Below are 18,322 nucleotides of genomic sequence, written 5' to 3'. Positions count from 1 at the left end.
CACAACTTCGTGAAAACAGGAAAACCCGAGCTAAGGGGCGTCCACGAGTTCGCCTCCAACCGCCAGGGACTCAACAAACTCCTGCCGTACGTCGCTCATGGACTTGTCGCCCTCGGCATCGACGAGCCAGAACCACCAGCCAGCCTCTGACTGGGCTCCTGTGATAGCTTTCGCCGCTGCGCTCAGCGTGTCGTAACGGCGGTCGCCCACGTAGAGGGATCCATCTTCGCTGACCTGGCATGGTTTTCCCCTGTGGGCCTGCACACGGGCAAAAAGCGATTGACCTGGCCGAATCAGACCTGCGCTGACCAAGTCCGCGACTTCCACTCGTGGAGTGGCGCGCTCAATGGACGCGGCCACCTTGCCGCTGTGGCCGGCAGGCACGGGCCAGATTTCCAGGATGTCATCGATCATCCGTTCGGTCCGCTCGGCGATAAAGTCCTCGGTCCAGCCGTGTGCACCCAGTTCGACGACTTCGCGAGTCAGGAGAAGTGACGTATTTTTGCGAAGCTCTTCGTACTTTCCCTTGTCGCCCTGCCACGGTCCATTCGAGATTCGGCTGTTTAGTGATTGGGTCAACAGCGTTAGGTTGCCGAGCGTCTGAACCAACGCGTCGCGCTGGTCGGAGTGATCCCCGCCGCCGTCGGCTGGCCAGTTAAGTGACCATTCCTGTGGCATTACATGCTCGATGGTTGTTGTGCCTCGAATTACGGGTTGCTCATGCATCGACCGCCCGGACGTCCAGCCTCGCCGGTGGTCCTCTATGGACTCAAGCAACATCCGCAAACGCCCTCGCCTGAAGCGCTTGTAAATCGGCATGTCCGTAAGCTCACGACGAACTTCGGCATCTCCAGGCCAGTAGTCATTGGGACCATCCTGTTTGAGAAAATACTTCTCAGTACTTTCACCGACGCATTCACGAGGTTGCTGGCCCAAGAAGTTTAGGAGGTCAACCAAAATTCGGTTATATGCTTTCGTGCTGGCACGTACACATGTCCTGCGGATAAGCCAACTCTCAACCGTTGCAAGGCATTTGTCTCGCTGTTCCGGTGGTATTGGCGAACGATCGGGGTCCTCGAGCCATAGGACAAGCGGCTTGACTACCTCAGAATCCAGCATCGACGTCCGATAAATGAACAACTCGAGGCGACTGAGTATGTTGGTCGAGCTCCAAGCACGCTCCGTAAACGAGCGGTAAATATCGGCGTTTCTTCGGATCTTAGGCAGGAGCGCATCAATCGGCTCGTTGCTATCCGTGACATGACGCTTGAACTGGGAAAATACTTCTTTCGCCGTTACGTCCTTTAGTGATTGCGCAATGAGCCACTGATTGAGAAACAGCGAGCTGCGGCTGTAAGTCACACGGCCGGAGGCAACTTCTGTTTCCCAAAAGGGAGTTTCAAAGGCCTCCCAATGCTCGTGGTAAGCCTTTTCGGCTTGGGAAGGCACAGCATCAAGCCGCTGGAACACGAAGTTCTTTATTAGGTCAGCTGGTGTGAGCGGAGTACCGCGGGCGTTGAGGGTCTCAAAGATTTCCTGCGCATCCTCATCAGCCTGAAGCTCGATCACGACGATTTGGAGCTGGTTACTGACCGTCTCGACGAGGGCATGCGCTCGGCGCTCAGTATCACCACCGCCGAGCCACTCGCCCGCTGACTTCGAAAAGAACGCGTGCGCAGAAACCATCCGCGAGTTGGCATTCTTCAATTTTCCGTGATTGAAGGGCGCTATGGCCGCCATCACCTCGTTGAAGGCCGGCCGATCACGATTCGTCGGCCAGACCTTGAACCTATCTTCCGGGTGAGCGGTGAAGTGCTCGGGATTCTCCACCAAGTCTTGAACCTGTCGTGCAATGCTCTCAAAGCCTGCTAGGCGCACTTGCTCATAAACAGCGCTAAGCATGAGCTGTAGCGTCGTGAGTCGCTGCTGCCCGTCGATAACGGTGCGGACCGGAAGAGTACCAATTTCTCCCATCTGCTGTTGAACGACCACGGCACCCAAGAAGTGAGGCGCGTGGACCTCAAAGTTCACTCGGCGCCCGGCCAGCCGCTGAACGTCTTCCCACAGAGGCGCCCATTGGCCGTCTTCGCCCCAGACGTATGGTCGCTGAAAAAGCGGAACCATGAGCCGCTGAGGTTGGTAGAAAACTTCACGGGGCGTCTTTACTTGAGTGATCACGCCGAGGCCTTTCAGAGACTGGAGTCGTCGTTGCGCTGTCCGAAGTCGAGTCTAGAGTCCGCTGTCCCAATGCAGCGTCACCAAGGGCATCGGCGATCCGGTGTCGCCAAGCGTGATGAGTAGCAGCGCCCGGTGGCTGAACGGACACCCACACTTCGCGGACCATTTTGTCCCGGGTCTCATCTAGCATTTGTCACATATCTCATCGCGAGAATGCTGGGCATGCTGGAGGAGAAACCCGAGTGGACGTACTGGTTTGGCTGTTAGTCGGCCTCTTCGTGTACTTCTTACTTCGAAATTCGGCCCGCACGCGTCACGAAGAGGAGGCGCGACCTCCCAAGCCGCCGGTGGACATGAAGCGTTCGGGCGGCAGCGCGACCACCTCGAGCCAAACTGGTTCGCTCCCTTTGCCCCCGACGTCCGTCGTCGGCCAGGAACGGGAGAGGCCCCGGCTCTCGCCGATTCAGCCACCCATGAATACGCCCCCCGTTCCCGGAGAGGGGGGCATCTTCCACGTCACGTATCTGACCGATGGCGCGGGTCGCCCCGTTGGATCCGAAGATAGGGATGCGTGGCTTCGTGCACGCCGCCATGGGGTGACCGCCACCGACCTGAAGAAGATAGTCAAGCTGAACGGCGATCCGAGCAAGCAGCGGCCTGCACTTTTGCAGCAGAAGCTTACCGGCGAAGAGGGGCCGCGCTTTGCCTCGTTCCAGCACGGTATTGAACGCGAGCCAGTCATCGCCGCATGGGTGGCCGAAGAGTTTGGCATTTTTCCTAACTCCTTTATTTGTGTGGGATCGAATGCGCGTCACCTTGCAACCCCGGACGGCATTGGGTCGGATGTCGTGGCCGAAATCAAGACATCTGTGAAGCCATTGGTTGCCACGCTGAGCATGTACCGAGATCAGCTTCAGTGGCAGCTACACGTTACAAGATCTGAGCGTGCGCTCTTCGTCGTGGAAAATCGGCACTCCTTCGAGCGCGAACACCGCTGGGTATATCGAGACGAGGCCCGCATTGGCGTTCTGCGGGACCATGCCGACCGCTTCATCGAGGAGCTCGATCGCGTCAGGGATTCTTTCCGGGGAACGGAGGTACCGGTCAACACCTCAGCATTTCTTGGGTGTGAGCTGGCGGATTCATCCGCGTCCGCTGTCGGGAGTTGGCAGGTAGAGGAGCACCTGGGGTTGCCAGCGACGTCCGTAATGTTGGAGGCTGTTGGTTCCGGGGCCCCGAAGGCTGTCCGCGACGAGGACGAGGACCGCCATTGGACAACCAGCGAAACCTCACGTCTCCTCTTCCTCTACGGGGAAGGCGTCCCACTATATGAATTAGGAGACATCGTTGGTGCGACGGACCGGGCGGTTGTCTTCGAACTGACCCGCCAATTGCTCAATTCAGAGGCACCTCTTGTAGACCCGTTGGCGGAACACTATGGCAATTATTGGTCGTCGGATGACATCTCGAATCTAACGGACGCTTACTACGACGGCGTTTGGTTACCATCGATCGCTCGCGGACTCGGGAGGGATCAGCTCGGAGTCGCATTTCGGTTGTTCGAATGTCGACTTCCGGGCGTCACTAACTTCGCCCACGATCTCGCTTGGCTCGACGTGCCCATCGCCACCCTCCAGAGGTTTCCGATCCGCACCATTGAGCCAAACCAGCCGGCTGTCTCTCCAGTGGCTAGCCAGCCGCTAGCGGCATCAATTGATCGGCCACAGGCAACGATTTCCGTGCAGTCTGCCAGCTCTACGGCCGCTGAAACCATCGGCGACGAGGACGAGGAGCACCGGTGGACTTCCAGTGAGACCTCCCGACTCCTCGTTCTCTACGACGAAGGGGTCGCATTGGATGACTTGGCCAGCGATTGCGGCGCCACGCGCCTAGCCGTCGTGTTCGAGTTGGCGCGACGCATTCTCAACACCGAAGGACCCCTCAAAGATCCGGCGGTGGAACATTCTGGGCGTCCCTGGTCTGAAGACGACCTTCGGTATTTGGCGTCCGCTTACTATGACGGCGTTTGGCTACCGTCGATGGCACGCCAGCTCGGAAGGGATCAACTCGAGGTCGCCGTCATGTTGCTTGAATGCCAGCTTCCGTCGGCCCAAATCTCATGGCACGACCGGTGATGGTTCGGAGAGCAGGACGCCGACTGAAAGGTCTGCGCACCTCTTAGTTGGCAATTCTGACCTACCGCCCCAGCCTCATGCCCAACGCAATACGGCATCCGCCGCGCGGCTGGCGTCCTGGGAGCACCTAAGAATTCGCGCGTTAGAGGCCGAAGACGCACGTGAAGGGCGGCGGCCCGTTCGGGTTCACGCTGGCGGAGTCGCCTGAGGACATGCGAATGTCCGCCCGATCGCCCAAGCTTTGGAACAAAGGCACGGGGAAGGTAGCCAAGCAGCAGTTCCGCCATCAACGGCCGCAGACTTGGTTACTTACATAGGCATGTCCTAATGCCTAATATGCGAACGCCATGCCACCTGTGATTGAATAGCCAAAGATTTCATAGACCCCCTGGGGCTGGGAGTCGCCGTTGCGGTCGCGACTGGGCTTTTCGTAGTCTCCGCCGGAATCTCAATTTATTTTGGTAAACGATTCCGTGACGAAGATAGAGGAATGCTTATGGACGCTGTTTTTTGGATTGGCACTATGTCAGGAAATATCACGGCATCGATGATCGCAACGGCGCTCTGCGGGAAGAATGCTCTCCGCACCCCAACCGCTGCCTATCGACACGGTTCTTTCTGAAACAGTGCTTAGCGGCTCGACAGATTTCTCCGCGATAGTTGCGACACACTGTCGACCAACAAGCCATTACCGCCGCCCAGGTGTCGGAACGGAAACTCCCTGGGCCTGGGCATGACCACCCTGGGGCCTGGACACCGCCTGACCGAGGACGGAAAGGTGGGGGTCTGGCACGACGACACCATCTAGGCCGCCAAGTGCGTGGACACCGCCGCAGCCACCGCTAACGATCCCGGCTCTTCACGGTTCGTGGTGGATATTCTGCCGTGATGAATGTTCATGCCGCTGTTCTGGCGGCACTGCGCAACAGGATAGGCGTTTTGTAGTTGCGTGCGTTGGTGAATCCCAGGCCCGTCCTTTTTATGTGCTTGATCGCGGTGTTGTTGGCTTCCGCTTTCGCCGTAGTCGCGCCGGTGACAACGAGGACTTCGATCTCTTTCCACCACCGGCAGACCGTGCGCCAGAGCCGGTTGGTTTCCGGCTGAGCGGCTTGTTCTACCAAGGCCTGCATGCGGTCTCTCGCGGCCGCCGTGTCGGCGAGGGATTCTGTGGTGAGCAGTGCCCGGAGCTGCTCTTTGACCAGCCAGGCTGCCTGCAATTTTCCGGTGGCATCATCGGTGGCGAACACGGTGTTGAGCCTGTCCCGGGCACGGTCCGAGAGTGTGTCCCCGGCCCGCAGTAGCAGGCGCCGGTTGGCCCAGACCGGGTTATGGACCGTCCCCGCCGGCCATGAACCTGCTGGGTGAGCCGTTGCCGGACTTCGGGATTTTCGAAACAGCGGAAACGTCGACGTCTCTAGGGTCCTGCCTCATTGCCAGCTATGAGGCAGGACAGGGCTGGTCAGACGCCTCGTGAGTGGCCAGGGCCCGCCATACGGAGGGCGCGCCCGGCCAGACCGGACGCGCCCTCCGCGTGCACCGAACCCACGAAAGGGTTCGCAGCGCTCATTTCAGTCGATGAGCACCGGGGCCTTGGCACGCTCTGAGGATTCGAAAACGGGCAAAACGTTCCCCGAGCGGTGGTGGAGCCAGTTCGCCAGGGCCAGAAGCGCCACGAGTGCGAACGTGCTCAGGAGCTGGGGGCGTGAATCCTCACCGATGAAGCCCACCGTGAAGATCGCCGCGAGGATGAGGAGGCCGATGCCGGTGAGCCACGGGAAGCCGGGCATCCGAAGGGGAAGTTCCGTTCCCTCGCGGTCGGCGCGGAGGCGCAACGCGAGCTGGGCGAGGAGCGCGGACGTCCACACCAACAGGCACGTCGAACCCACGATGTTCAGCAGGACGGGAAGGACCTTCTCCGGGAAAGCCAACTCCAGCACAACCGTGACAACGCCGAAAGCGACGCTGGCCAGGACTGCGACAACAGGTACCTGCGCTTTGGACACGGAAGCTAGCAGGCGCGGAGCCTCACCCCGCTCGGCGAGGGAGAACGCCATCCGTGAGGCGCCGTAGAGGTTGGCATTGAGGGCGGAGAGCAGCGCTGCGACGGCTACCAGCGTGATGGCGGTGGCTGCGCCGGGCATGCCGGCTGCGTCCAGCACGGCGGCGAACGGACTCTTCAGTCCCGCCGAACCCACGGGAACCACTGCCGCGATCACGAAGATCGCACCGATGTAGAAGACCAGGATGCGCCACAGCACCGTGCGGACTGCCTTCTTCACACTGCGGGCCGGCTCCGCGGTTTCAGCTGCCGCCACGGAGACGATCTCGGTGCCGCCGAACGCGAATGCCACCACAAACAGGGCTGTGGCAATCCCGGCAAAACCGCTGGGTGCGAAGCCGGCACCCGTGAAGTTGGACAGGCCCGGTGACTGGACGCCCGGCAGCCAGCCGAAGAGCAGGGCAGCGCCCACCAGGAGGAACCCGACGATTGCCGCCACCTTGAGCAGGGCGAACCAAAACTCGAACTCGCCGAAGTTCTTCACACTGGTGAGGTTCACGGCGGTGAGCACCACGATGAACACGAAGGCCATCAGCCACACCGGCAGTGCCGGGAAAATGGTGGACAGCAGTCCTGCCGCACCCAGTGCTTCGGCCGCGATGACCACCACGAGCTGCAGCCACCAGAGCCAGCCCACCGTGGCACCGGCCACCGGCCCGTAGGCCTTGGCCGTATAGACGGAGAAGGCACCGCTGTCCGGATTGGCGGCGGCCATCTCGCCGAGGGCCCACATCACCAGGATGATGAGGGTGCCGGCCACGAGGTAGGAGATCAGCACGGCCGGGCCCGCGGCCTGGATGCCGGCGCCGGAGCCGATAAAGAGGCCCGCGCCGATGGCGCTACCGAGCCCCATCATGGTGAGCTGGCGGGGTTTGAGTGCGGCGCCCAGTGGGCGGCCAGACGTCATTGTCTGTTGTTCCATGAGGAGTCCTCTGGTTTGTTGGTGGAACGGATGGGGTTTCAGGTCAGTCGGTTTCTCAGGCTGCGTGGGCTTCCAAAACCCGGAGCACGCGATCGTTGGAGGCGGGGCCGGCAACGGTGATCCGCACACCGTCCCCCTGGTAAGCCCGGACCATGATGCCCGCGCGGTCAAACGCCTCCACCAGCCTCGCCTGGAGCAGCTCATCCGCACGGATCCACAGGAAGTTGCCCTGGCTCGGCTGCAGTTTCCAGCCCTGGGCTTCCAGCTGCGCGGCCATCCGGGCACGTTCCTGCCTGACGGCGGCGACGCGCGCTTCCATCTCCTCCCCCGCGTCCAGCGATGCGATGGCCGCCTTCTGGGCCAGTGCGCTCACCGAGAAGGGAAGGGCGGTCCGGCGCAGTCCCTCGGCGATCTCCGGCGCCGCCACGGCGTATCCCACGCGCAGGCCGGCGAGCCCGTACGCCTTCGAGAAGGTGCGCAGGATGCAGACGTTCGGGTACTGGCGGTAGAGCGCCAGGGAATCGGGGCCGCTGCCCGCTTCGGCGTATTCCACGTAGGCCTCGTCAATCACCACGAGGATGTCGGAGCGGACGGACTGCAGGAAGGCCTCAACGCGCTCATGGCTGATCGGTACGCCGGTGGGATTGTTGGGGGTGCAAAGCAGGATCACCTTCGTGCGGGCGGTGACGGCCGCGGACATGGCATCGAGGTCGTGGCCCTCAGCTCCGTCCAGCGGGATGCGGACCGGCTGGGCGCCTGCCAGCTCAACCAGGATGGGGTAGGCCTCGAAGGAGCGCCAGGCGAAGATCACTTCATCCCCGGCGTCGCACAGTCCGGTGATGATCTGCTGGAGGACGCCGACGCTGCCGGGTCCCACGGCGACCTCTCCGGCCGTGACGCCGAGGTGGCGGGCAATCCGTTCACGGAGTTCGACGGCGGCACTGTCAGGGTAGCGGTTCATCGTACCGGCCGCTGCGGCCACCGCAGCGGCGGCAGCGGGCAGTGGCTCGTAGTGGCTTTCGTTGCTGGCGAGGGCCGCAACGTCCGTGCCGGCGCTGCGCCGGCCCGGGACGTAGGGCGGAAGTCCGGCCACAGCGCCACGAAGGGCGGGATGCGCGGTGTCCGGTGCGGTTAGGAGCTGATCACGGGTCATGAGCAACGATCATGATTGTGACCAGGCACACAATGCAAGATACGCTCATCCCATTGGGACTTCTGCTCAACTTCTAGTGTCTATGGTGAAAATATGACCATCCCGAACCCTCGCACCCTGGATTCCCTCGACGGCAGGATCATCCTGGCCCTCGACAAGGACCCGGAAGCCAGCGCCCTGGCACTCTCGCGGACGCTCGGCGTCGCACGGAACACTGTCCACGCCCGGCTTTCACGGCTCGAGCGCAGCGGCGCCCTCCGCTCCTTCAGCCGGAGGCTGGATCCCGCCGCACTTGGCTATGACCTGATGGCCTTCCTCTCGCTGTCCATCAGCCAGACGCGGACAGGTGCAGTGGAAGACGGGCTCGCCGCGATTCCCGAGGTCATCGAGGTGCACGCCACCACCGGGGACGCGGACCTCATGGCCAAAGTTGTGGCACGCAGCACGGCCGATCTCTACCGGATCACGAACGAGATCCTGGAAATCGACGGGATCCAACGGACCAGCACCGCCATTTCCGTACTGGAACTCATGCCGCCCCGCTACGACGGCCTCCTGAGCCGGCTCTCCGAGCAGGAATCCCGCCCTTCGCACTAAGCGCGGGTGACGCACGCCACAAGTGGGCAGATTTTCAGTTAACTCTCCCACTTCCTGCCAATAATCCCAAGCAAATCCGCCTCTCTTGCCCATCTGTGAACCAGCCCACATGATTCCTGCATGACTTCACTTACCGTCTCCGGCCGCGTGGCGCAGGTTCTCAGCAGCTACCTCAGCGATGTCTTCGGCGTCATGGGCAACGGAAACGTCTACTTCCTGGACGCCGCGGAAAAGCTGGGCCTCCGCTTCTCCGCCGTCCGCCATGAAGGCGCCGCCATCGCCGCGGCCGACGCCTACTACCGGACGTCAGGACGCCTCGCAGCGGGCACCACCACCTACGGCCCCGGCTACACCAACGCACTCACCGCCCTCGCCGAGGCCGTCCAGGCACAAATCCCCGTCGTGCTGGTCACCGGCGACGCCCCGAGCAGCGGCGCCCGCCCCTGGGACGTGGACCAGGCCGCCATCGCCGCAGGCCTCGGCGCCGCGACCTTCACCGTCACCCGCGACGCCGCGGGCTCCATCACGCAGCAGGCGGTGGAGTACGCGCTCACCAAGCGCACCGCCGTCGTGATTGCCATTCCCTACGACCTCGCGGCACTCGAGGCGGCCGACGAAGAGCTTCCCGAGCCGCTGGCAGCGGCGGTGATGGACGACGTCGACGGCGGCCTGGGGCAGGTGGCCCGCCTGCTCGCCGGGGCGAAGCGGCCGCTGATCCTCGCCGGCCGCGGCGCACATCTCGCCGGCGCCGGCCCGGAGCTCCGGGAGCTCGCCGACCGCCTCGGCGCGCTGACCGCCGGAACCGCCCTGGCGCTCAACCTGCTCCAGGGCGACGGGTATCTCGGCGTCGCGGGCGGCTTCGGCACGGACACCGCGGCCGGGCTCATGGGTGAGGCCGATGTGGTCCTCGTGGCCGGGGCAAGCCTGAGCCCCTTCACCATGCGGTTCGGGCACCTGCTCGGCCCGGACAGCACGGTCATCCAGATCGACGCCGCCCTGCAGCCGACGCACCCCCGGGTGGACACGTTCGTCAGCGCGGACGTGAAGTCCGCTGCGGGACGCATCCTGACGATGCTGGATGGCCCGGCCTCGCCGGACGCCAGCCCCGCAGAAGCCTGGCGCGCGGAAGCCCGCAAACGCCTGGCCGAGGGACCGGCCCACCAGGCAGGCACAGCGGAGACCCCGGACGGGCGGCTGGACCCGCGCTCCCTTGCCACGGCACTGGATGCGGTGCTGCCGGAGCGCCGCACGGTGGTCCAGGACGGAGGGCACTTCGTCGGCTGGGCACCCATGTACTGGCGCATCCCGAGGCCCCAGGACCTGGTCATGGTGGGGACCGCCTACCAGGCCATTGGGCTGGGCCTTGCCAGCGCCGTCGGGGCAGCCCGCGCCGTGGAGGACGGCCGCACCCTGGTGCTGGCCTCCGGCGACGGCGGTTTCCTGATGGGCCTGTCCGACCTCGAATCGCTGATTGGCGCGGCCAGCAGCGCCGTCATCGTGATCTACAACGATGCCGCCTATGGAGCCGAAATCCACCAGTACGGCTCCCAGGGCCTGACCGAAAAGCCCATGCTGATCCCCGAGGTGGACTTCAGCGGCATCGCCCGCGCGCTCGGTGCCGAATCCGCGATCATCCGCTCGCTGGCGGACCTTTCCGCGCTCCAGGACTGGATCGACGCCGGCGCCAGGGGAACCTTCGTGGCCGACTGCCGGATCACGTCGAGCGTGCGGGCCCCGTGGCTGAGCGAGTGGATGGCGGCCAAACAGGAGGCAAAGGCGGCGGTGGCGGGGTAGCTGTACTGCCCAGGGGCACGCGGCTGCAGCTGCTCCGGAGGCTGCGCCCTATCGCACCGGACTATCGGCGAACAAGCCGCCACAGCGACGTGACCTCGGCCGTGCGCGCCTCGAACAGGGGATCGTCGCGGTCCGATGCCTTCGGATGCGTTGGCTTGGTGTCTAGCCGTTCCACCACCTTCAGCCCAGCCGCCGTGATGGCGGTCAGCAGATCGTCACGCGTCCGCAGGCCAAGGTGCTCGGCCAGGTCGGAGAGGACAAGCCAGGCCTCACCGCCCGGTTCCAGATGGTCGGAGAGTCCGTTCAGGAAGCGGAACAGCATCCTGCTCCCGGGGTCGTAGACGGCGTTGTCCAGGGAGGAATGAGGCGTGGCCGGAATCCAGGGAGGGTTGCACACGATGAGGGGTGCCCGCCCGGGCGGGAACATGTCGGTGAGGACGGCCTCAGCACGGTCCTGGACGCCGAGGTTCCGGAAATTCTCAGCGGCGCAGGCGATTGCACGCGGTTCATTGTCCGTCGCCACCACGCGGTGGACGCCACGGCGCGCGAGGACGGCAGCGAGCACCCCCGTGCCGGTTCCGACGTCGAACGCCAGCGTGTCAGAGGGAAGCGCAGCGGCCGCCACGAGATCCACATACTCGCTCCGGGTGGGGAAGAACGTGCCATAGTGCGGGTGGATGCGGCCCTGCAGGGCATCGACGTGGACGCCATTCCGTCGCCACTCGTGGGCGCCAATGGCCCCGACAAGCTCATGCAGGGACACAATGGAAGATTCGCCGATATCACCGTACGCTTCAGCGGCGGCCTGCCGGATGTCCGGTGCGCGGCGCAGCGGCACCACCGGGCCCGGATCAAGAGGAACCAGCAGCAGGCCGAGAACGCGTGCACGATGCGAGCGGGACTGGCGGTGCCGATAGAACTTATCGGCCGGGGTAGCTGCGGCCTCTTTCTTTCCGGCGCCCATCCGCCGGTCCATGGCGTTGAGGATCTGCCGTGCGTTGTGGAAGTCACCGTGCCAGAGCATCGCGATCCCCTGTGACGCCATCCGGTTCGCATCATCGGCCGTGAGAGAGTCGGAGACCGCTTCGACGCGCGTCGGCGCCGGTCTGCCGTTCGCCGAACGCCATCGCGCGGTCATGCTCTGACCAGCCTCGACCCAGGTCACGACGGCGGGATCATCCACCGCAACTCCGCGTGAGGGCTTGAGGACCGACGTCGGGATTCCCACGGGAGCTGGCGTGTCGGTAGTGATAAAGATCCATTCCAAGAGTCCGGGGGCCGATCGCAGACTGACGATTGCGGCGGTGATTCGACAACGTGGATGGCTACGGCCCAGGATTCCGGACCGTCATCCGGCCGCGAACCGAGCTTGGTTGATGGCCGCTGGAACCATTCAACCTGCATTGTCAGGATACAGGTGTGCCGTGGCCGCCGTCCCGCCGCCTTACTGGGAGTACCCGAAGGTCACCGCCGCGCAAAGCCAGCGGCCGCCGTCGTACTTCACGCCATGTCTAACCGCCGGGCCCGCGCGAGTCCTAGATCCCACCCAGTCCCTTGCGGGAATTCACAGGTCCAGCGCCTACCATGATCCGCATGAAGTCTGCCCGGGACGCCCGCTCTGCCGCCGTAGTGATCAACGCCGGATCACGCCGCGGGGCGGCACACGAACTTGGGCTGGACACGATGCGAAAGGCTGGCGTGCCGATCTCCTCCGTGCACCACGTGCTGTCGGGGGCAGACCTGGCCGCGACGCTTGACCGGGTGGTGGCGGACGGGCACGACCTGGTGGTTGTCGGTGGTGGCGACGGGACAATGACCTGCGCCGCGGGTCGGGTTGCCGGCACCAACGTTATGCTCGGCGTTCTTCCATTGGGCACTGCCAACGACTTCGCCCGCACGCTGGAGATACCCAACAATCTGGCCGAGGCCTGCGCTACCGTCGCAGACGGGAAGGTGGTGGACATCGACCTCGGCCGGGCTAACGGTGAGCCATTCCTCAACGTGGCGTCCGCGGGCCTGTCGGTGGCTGTGACGGAGGCTCTGAGCCCCCGCTTGAAGCGGTACATCGGGCCATTGGCGTACAGCATCGCCACGCTTCGGGCTTATGCCCGGCACAAACCGTTCCGGGCCCGCCTCGAGTTCCCAGAGGGCGACCACGAGCCGCTGGAACTGGAAAACCTGCTTCAGGTAGCGGTCGGCAACGGCCGGCATTACGGCGGCGGCAACACGGTCTCTCCCACTGCAGGAATCGACGATCACACCCTGGACATCTACGCCATCCTGGCCGGCCCGCTCCGGGAGCACGTGAGTATTGCACGGCTGCTCAAGGACGGCAGCTTCATCGAACACGACCGGGTGTACCACCTGACCAGCCGACACGTCCGGGTGGTCACTGAGCCGCCGCTGCCGGTGAACCTCGACGGCGAGATCGCGACCACCACGCCCACCGACTTCACCGTCCAGCGCAACGCCGTTCACGTCGTGGTACCTCAGAGCAGCAACAGCGCGTTGTTCGACGGACCGGGCGCCGCGGGCGGGCCGCCGTCGTGATTCCCGACGGCGGAAGGTTGTGACTATCGGGGAACAAGCCGCCACAGGGACGTGACCTCGGCCGCGCGCGCCTCGAACAGAGGATTGTCCCGGTCCGATGCCTTCGGATGCGTTGGCTTGGTGTCCAGCCGTTCCACCACCTTCAGCCCTGCCGCCGTGATGGCGGCCAGCAGATCGTCACGCGACCGCAGGCCAAGGTGTTCGGCCAGGTCGGAGAGGACCAGCCAGCCCTCACCGCCCGGTTCCAGATGGTCGGAGAGTCCGTTCAGGAAGCGGAACAGCATCCTGCTCCCGGGGTCGTAGACGGCGCTGTCCAGGCTGGAATGCGGCGTGGCCGGAATCCATGGAGGGTTGCACACGATCAGCGGTGCCCGCCCGGGCGGGAACATGTCGGTCAGGACGGCCTCGGCACGGTCCTGGACGCCGAGGTTCCGGAAATTCTCAGCGGCGCAGGCGATTGCACGCGGTTCGTTGTCCGTCGCCACCACGCGGCGGACGCCACGGCGCGCGAGGACGGCAGCGAGCACCCCAGTGCCGGTTCCGACGTCGAACGCCAACGTGTCAGAGCGAAGCGCAGCGGCGGCCACGAGATCCACATACTCGCTCCGGGTGGGGAAGAACGTGCCATAGTGCGGGTGGATGCGGCCCTGCAGGGCACCGACGTAGACACCATTACGTCGCCACTCGTGGGCGCCAATGGCCCCGACAAGCTCATGCAGGGACACAACGGAAGGTTCGCCTATATCACCGTACGCTTCAGCGGCGGCCTGCCGAATGTCCGGTGCGCGGCGCAGCGGCACCACCAGGCCCGGATCAAGAGGTATCAGCAGCAGGCCGAGAACGCGTGCGCGATGCGAGCGGGACTGGCGGTGCCGATAGAACTTATCGGCCGGAATTGCTGCGGTCTCTTTCTTTCCGGCGCCTATCCGCCGGTCCAGGGCGTTGAGGATCTGCCGTGCGTTGTGGAAGTCACCATGCCAGAGCATCGCGATCCCCTTTGACGCCATCCGGTTCGCATCATCGGCCGTAAGAGAGTCGGAGACCACTTCGATGCGCGTCGGCGCCGGTCTGCCGTTCGCCGAACGCCATCGCGCCGTCATGCTCTCACCAGCCTCGGCCCAGGTCACGACGGCGGGATCATCCACCGCAACTCCGCGTGAGGGCTTGAGGACCGACGTCGGGATTCCCACGGGAGCTGGCGTGTCCGTAGTGATAAAGATCCATTCCAAGCGTCAGAGGAGCCGATCGGCGACTGACGATTGCGGCGGTGATTCCACGACGTGGATGGCTGCGGCCCAGGATTCCGGACCGTCATCCGGCCGCGAACCGAGCGTGGTTGATGGCCGCTGTAGCCATTCAACCTGCCTTGTCAGGATACAGGTGTGCCGTGGCCGCCGTCCCGCCGCCTTACTGGGAGTACCCGAAGGTCACCGCCGCGCAAAGCCAGCGGCCGCCGTCGTACTTCACGCCATGTCTAACCGCCGGGCCCGCGCGAGTCCTAGATCCCACCCAGTCCCTTGCGGGAATTCACAGGTCCACCGCCTACCATGATCCGCATGAAGTCTGCCCGGGACGCCCGCTCTGCCGCCGTCGTGATCAACGCCGGATCACGACGAGGGGCGGCACCCGATCTTGCCGTGGACACGATGCGCAAGGCAGGCGTACCCATCTCCTCCGTGCACCACGTGCTGTCCGGGGCAGACCTGGCCGGGACGCTTGACCGGGTGCTTGCGGACGGGCACGACCTGGTGGTTGTCGGCGGCGGCGACGGGACGGTGTCCTACGCCGCCGGCCGGGTTGCCGGCACCAACGTGGTGCTCGGCGTTCTTCCGCTGGGCACCGCCAACGATTTCGCCCGCACGCTGGAGATACCCAACAATCTTGCCGAGGCGTGCGCCACCATCGCCGGAGGGAAGGTGGTGGACATCGACCTGGGCCGGGCCAACGGCGAGCCATTCCTCAACGTCGCGTCCGTGGGCCTGTCGGTGTCTGTCACCGAAGCTCTCAGCCCCCGCCTGAAGCGGTACATCGGGCCATTGGCGTACAGCATCGCCACGCTGACGGCCTATGCCCGGCACAAGGCGTTCCGGGCCCGCCTCGAGTTCCCCGACGGGGACCACGAGCCGATGGAGCTCGACGACCTGCTCCAGGTGGCCGTCGGCAACGGCCGGCATTACGGCGGCGGCAACACTGTCTCCCCCACGGCGGGGATCGACGATCACACCCTTGACATCTACGCCATCCTGGCCGGGCCCGTCCGGGAGCACGTGAGTATCGCGCGGCTGCTCAAAGACGGAAGCTTCATCAAACACGACCGCGTGTACCACCTGACCACCAGGCGTGTCCGGCTGGTCACCGACCAGCCGCTGCCGGTGAACCTCGACGGCGAGATCGCGACCACCACGCCCACCGACTTCACCGTCCAGCGCAACGCCGTCCACGTCGTGGTGCCCCAGAGCAGCACCAGCGCGTTGTTCGACGGACCGGGAGCCTAGGCCCCTCCCGAGGGCGTTGTTTCCTAAACAGTCACGCCTCCGGCACATCTCCCCTTAGTGTTGGTGCAGCAGATCACGAAACCGATTACGTAAACCGTTTGCGTAACACGGTCCGGCCAGCACAAGGGAGGAGGAACAGTGGTCACCATCCGCGATGTCGCCAAGCACGCAGGCGTCTCACCGGCCACCGTCTCCCGGGTTGTCAACGGGCTCGTCGGCTACTCCGACGAGACCCGGGAACGCGTCGAGACCGCGGTCAAGAGCCTCAGCTACGAAACGGACTACCTCGCCCGCGGCCTCAAGACCCGGCAGACGTCCGTGATCGGGCTCCTCGCACCCATGGTCTCCGACGCCCTCGCCTCCCAGGTCATGCAGGGTGTGGAGGAGGAAGCCCAGGAACGCGGCTACGCCGTGATGCTCGGCCGCACCGGCGCCAAGTCCGCCTACATCGCAGGCTACCTGCGGACCCTGCGCACCTACCGGGCCGCCGGCGTCATCCTCATCTCCGCGGTGATCACGCCGGAGACGAGGCAGCTGCTGGGGCCCAACGTTCCCATCATCTCCGTCGCCATCAGTGACAAGTCGGGCTCGCCAAGCGTGGCCATCGACGACGAGCAGGCAGCCTATGACGCGACCCGCCACCTGCTGCGGCTCGGCCACCGGCGCATCGGCCTCCTGACCGGCGACCCGGCGTCGATTTATGTCGCCCAGCCCCGCAAGCGTGGGTACCTCCGCGCCATGACCGAGGCCAACTGCACGCCGGTCACCGCCACCGGCAGTTTCTTCTACGAAAGCGGCGCTCCCGGCGTCGACGAACTTCTGCGGCAGGAACCCGGCCTCACCGCGATCTTCGCGATGAGCGACGAGATGGGCGCCGCCGTCGTCAATGAACTGCAGCGGCGCGGGCTCCGGGTACCGGAGGACGTCTCCGTCCTGGGCTTCGACAACACGTCGACCTCGCTGCACGTGAACCCGCCGCTGAGCACCATGGCCCAGCCGCTCGAGGAGATGGGGCGGATGGCCGTGAAAAAGCTGCTCCGCTCCCGCGACCTGGGGCCGAAGATCATGCCGCACCGGCTGATCGAGCGCGGCTCCACCGCGCCGCCCGGTTCAACACTGGCGACCCCTGTCGCGCCCGGCGAACAAGTCGGCGGACAAGTCCTGGCCAGCTAGCCAAGACCCCCAACACCAGTACCCGCGACGGCGACAGCCGGCACTCCCCTGTGCCACCAGGCAACCCGCCGCGATTCCGCATGCACCAAACCACCCACACCACCCGACTAGCACCACCCCACAAAACAAGGAGCAACACATGAGGCAGCGCCGCCGCACCTGGCAGACTCTTCTCGCCACCACCGCATCCCTGACCGTCGCCGCCGTCGCCCTCACCGGCTGCGGCGGAACGGCCACGGACGCGAAGAGCGCCCCGAAGGCCGCCGCCGCGTCCTTCGAGGGCAAGGGCCCCATCAACTACGTCTCCAACCGCGATGCCTCGGGAGCTGCGAACAAGAGCATCGAGGAATGGAACGCCGCCCACCCGGAGGAGAAGGTCACGTTCATCGAACTGCCCGACTCCGCGGACCAGCAGCGCCAGCAGCTCATCCAGAACGCGCAGATCAAGTCGGACACCTTCAGCGTGCTGAACCTGGACGTGGTCTGGACCTCCGAGTTCGCCGCCAACAAGTGGATCCTGCCGCTGCCCGCGGACGCGATCCCCACTAATAAGATGATCCCCGCCACCGTCAACGCCGCGACCTACCGGGACACCCTGGTGGGCGCCCCGTACTACACCGACGGCGCGCTGTTCTACTTCCGCTCGGACCTGCTCAAGGCCGCCGGCATCGCCGCCCCGCCCAAGACCTGGGACGAGATGAAGACCGCCTGCAAGGCCATCCTGGCCCTCCCGGAAGCTGCCGGCATGTCCTGCTACGCCGGCCAGTTCGACAAGAACGAGGCCCTCACGGTCAACTTCTCCGAGGCCGTGGCCTCCGCCGGCGGCACCGTGGTGGACGCCGAGGGCAAGCCCACCGTCAACACCCCCGAGGCCAAGAAGGGCCTGAACCTGCTGGTGGACGGCTTCAAGGACGGGCTCTTCCCCTCCGACGCCATCACCTACCTCGAAGAGCAGGGCCGCCGCGCGTTCCAGGACGGCAAGCTGATCTTCCTGCGCAACTGGCCCTTCCTGCACGCCTCCCTGAGCGCCACGGACGGCTCCAGCAAGGTGGCCGGCAAGTTCGGCATCACCTCCATCCCGGGCACCGACGGCCCCGGCGTCTCCACCCTCGGCGGCCGCAACCTCGCCGTCTCCCCGTTCACAGCCAACAAGGCCACGGCGCTGGAGTTCATCAAGTTCTTCACCAGCGAGGAGCAGGCCCAGAAGCGCCTAGCCCTGTCCTCCCGTGCCCCGGCGTACGCGTCTCTCTACGCGGACCCCGCCGT

The 18,322-nt window shown here is 64.8% G+C and carries 13 protein-coding genes; 7 read left to right on the top strand and 6 right to left on the bottom strand.

The window, feature by feature from the left end:
- Nucleotides 1-30 precede the first annotated feature (30 nt).
- Nucleotides 31-2,178 carry a DUF262 domain-containing protein gene (locus LQV16_RS05200; RefSeq protein WP_229992838.1) on the bottom strand — a complete coding sequence of 716 codons (2,148 nt, stop codon included), beginning with the start codon at nucleotides 2,176-2,178 and terminating at the stop codon, nucleotides 31-33.
- 473 nt (nucleotides 2,179-2,651) lie between these two features.
- On the opposite strand from LQV16_RS05200, the gene LQV16_RS05195 reads away from it, so the two are divergent.
- Nucleotides 2,652-4,313: a YqaJ viral recombinase family protein gene (locus LQV16_RS05195; protein ID WP_229992837.1), complete on the top strand. Its 1,662-nt coding sequence runs from the start codon at nucleotides 2,652-2,654 to the stop codon at nucleotides 4,311-4,313.
- Nucleotides 4,314-5,209: 896 nt separating this feature from the next.
- Here the strand turns inward: LQV16_RS05195 and LQV16_RS05190 are convergent.
- The 3 genes from LQV16_RS05190 to hisC form a co-directional block, all read right to left on the bottom strand.
- A complete protein-coding gene (locus LQV16_RS05190; RefSeq protein ID WP_229992871.1) occupies nucleotides 5,210-5,611 on the bottom strand; it encodes a transposase in 402 nt (133 codons plus the stop codon).
- 270 nt (nucleotides 5,612-5,881) lie between these two features.
- Nucleotides 5,882-7,294 carry an amino acid permease gene (locus LQV16_RS05185; RefSeq protein ID WP_229992836.1) on the bottom strand — a complete coding sequence of 471 codons (1,413 nt, stop codon included), beginning with the start codon at nucleotides 7,292-7,294 and terminating at the stop codon, nucleotides 5,882-5,884.
- Between the two features lie 55 nt (nucleotides 7,295-7,349).
- Nucleotides 7,350-8,447 (bottom strand): histidinol-phosphate transaminase, encoded by a 1,098-nt coding sequence (hisC, locus tag LQV16_RS05180; RefSeq protein ID WP_229992835.1) that lies wholly within the window; start codon nucleotides 8,445-8,447, stop codon nucleotides 7,350-7,352.
- 93 nt (nucleotides 8,448-8,540) lie between these two features.
- On the opposite strand from hisC, the gene LQV16_RS05175 reads away from it, so the two are divergent.
- A complete protein-coding gene (locus LQV16_RS05175) occupies nucleotides 8,541-9,044 on the top strand; it encodes an Lrp/AsnC family transcriptional regulator (protein WP_229992834.1) in 504 nt (167 codons plus the stop codon).
- Between the two features lie 120 nt (nucleotides 9,045-9,164).
- Entirely contained in the window at nucleotides 9,165-10,838 is a 1,674-nt protein-coding gene (locus LQV16_RS05170; RefSeq protein ID WP_229992833.1) for a thiamine pyrophosphate-binding protein, read from the top strand.
- A 61-nt stretch (nucleotides 10,839-10,899) separates the two neighbouring features.
- On the opposite strand, the gene LQV16_RS05165 is transcribed toward LQV16_RS05170, so the two are convergent.
- Nucleotides 10,900-12,066 (bottom strand): class I SAM-dependent methyltransferase, encoded by a 1,167-nt coding sequence (locus LQV16_RS05165; RefSeq protein WP_229992832.1) that lies wholly within the window; start codon nucleotides 12,064-12,066, stop codon nucleotides 10,900-10,902.
- 365 nt (nucleotides 12,067-12,431) lie between these two features.
- Between LQV16_RS05165 and LQV16_RS05160 the strand changes: the two genes are divergently transcribed.
- Nucleotides 12,432-13,388 carry a lipid kinase gene (locus tag LQV16_RS05160; RefSeq protein WP_229992831.1) on the top strand — a complete coding sequence of 319 codons (957 nt, stop codon included), beginning with the start codon at nucleotides 12,432-12,434 and terminating at the stop codon, nucleotides 13,386-13,388.
- Nucleotides 13,389-13,411: 23 nt separating this feature from the next.
- On the opposite strand, the gene LQV16_RS05155 is transcribed toward LQV16_RS05160, so the two are convergent.
- Nucleotides 13,412-14,578, bottom strand: coding sequence for a class I SAM-dependent methyltransferase (locus tag LQV16_RS05155; RefSeq protein ID WP_229992830.1), 1,167 nt, complete (start codon nucleotides 14,576-14,578; stop codon nucleotides 13,412-13,414).
- Nucleotides 14,579-14,944: 366 nt separating this feature from the next.
- Between LQV16_RS05155 and LQV16_RS05150 the strand changes: the two genes are divergently transcribed.
- From LQV16_RS05150 to LQV16_RS05140, 3 genes are all read left to right on the top strand, one after another.
- Nucleotides 14,945-15,883 carry a lipid kinase gene (locus tag LQV16_RS05150; RefSeq protein WP_229992829.1) on the top strand — a complete coding sequence of 313 codons (939 nt, stop codon included), beginning with the start codon at nucleotides 14,945-14,947 and terminating at the stop codon, nucleotides 15,881-15,883.
- Nucleotides 15,884-16,021: 138 nt separating this feature from the next.
- Nucleotides 16,022-17,056 (top strand): substrate-binding domain-containing protein, encoded by a 1,035-nt coding sequence (locus tag LQV16_RS05145; RefSeq protein WP_229992828.1) that lies wholly within the window; start codon nucleotides 16,022-16,024, stop codon nucleotides 17,054-17,056.
- 139 nt (nucleotides 17,057-17,195) lie between these two features.
- The coding region (locus LQV16_RS05140) for an ABC transporter substrate-binding protein (RefSeq protein WP_229992827.1) at nucleotides 17,196-18,322 on the top strand (1,127 nt) is incomplete at its 3' end.

The organism is Arthrobacter sp. Bi26, assembly GCF_918697925.1.
GTDB lineage: Bacteria > Actinomycetota > Actinomycetes > Actinomycetales > Micrococcaceae > Arthrobacter.
The sequence above is the reverse complement of the archived record's forward strand: the minus strand, read 5'-3'. Positions and strand labels throughout refer to the sequence as shown.

What these genes read in the sequence shown, in the direction of transcription:
- LQV16_RS05195 (WP_229992837.1), top strand. Translation starts at nt 2,652, where the DNA reads ATGAATACGCCCCCCGTTCCCGGAGAGGGGGGCATCTTCCACGTCACG.
- LQV16_RS05185 (WP_229992836.1), bottom strand. Translation starts at nt 7,294, where the DNA reads ATGGAACAACAGACAATGACGTCTGGCCGCCCACTGGGCGCCGCACTC.
- hisC (WP_229992835.1), bottom strand. Translation starts at nt 8,447, where the DNA reads ATGACCCGTGATCAGCTCCTAACCGCACCGGACACCGCGCATCCCGCC.
- LQV16_RS05175 (WP_229992834.1), top strand. Translation starts at nt 8,541, where the DNA reads ATGACCATCCCGAACCCTCGCACCCTGGATTCCCTCGACGGCAGGATC.
- LQV16_RS05170 (WP_229992833.1), top strand. Translation starts at nt 9,165, where the DNA reads ATGACTTCACTTACCGTCTCCGGCCGCGTGGCGCAGGTTCTCAGCAGC.
- LQV16_RS05160 (WP_229992831.1), top strand. Translation starts at nt 12,432, where the DNA reads ATGAAGTCTGCCCGGGACGCCCGCTCTGCCGCCGTAGTGATCAACGCC.
- LQV16_RS05150 (WP_229992829.1), top strand. Translation starts at nt 14,945, where the DNA reads ATGAAGTCTGCCCGGGACGCCCGCTCTGCCGCCGTCGTGATCAACGCC.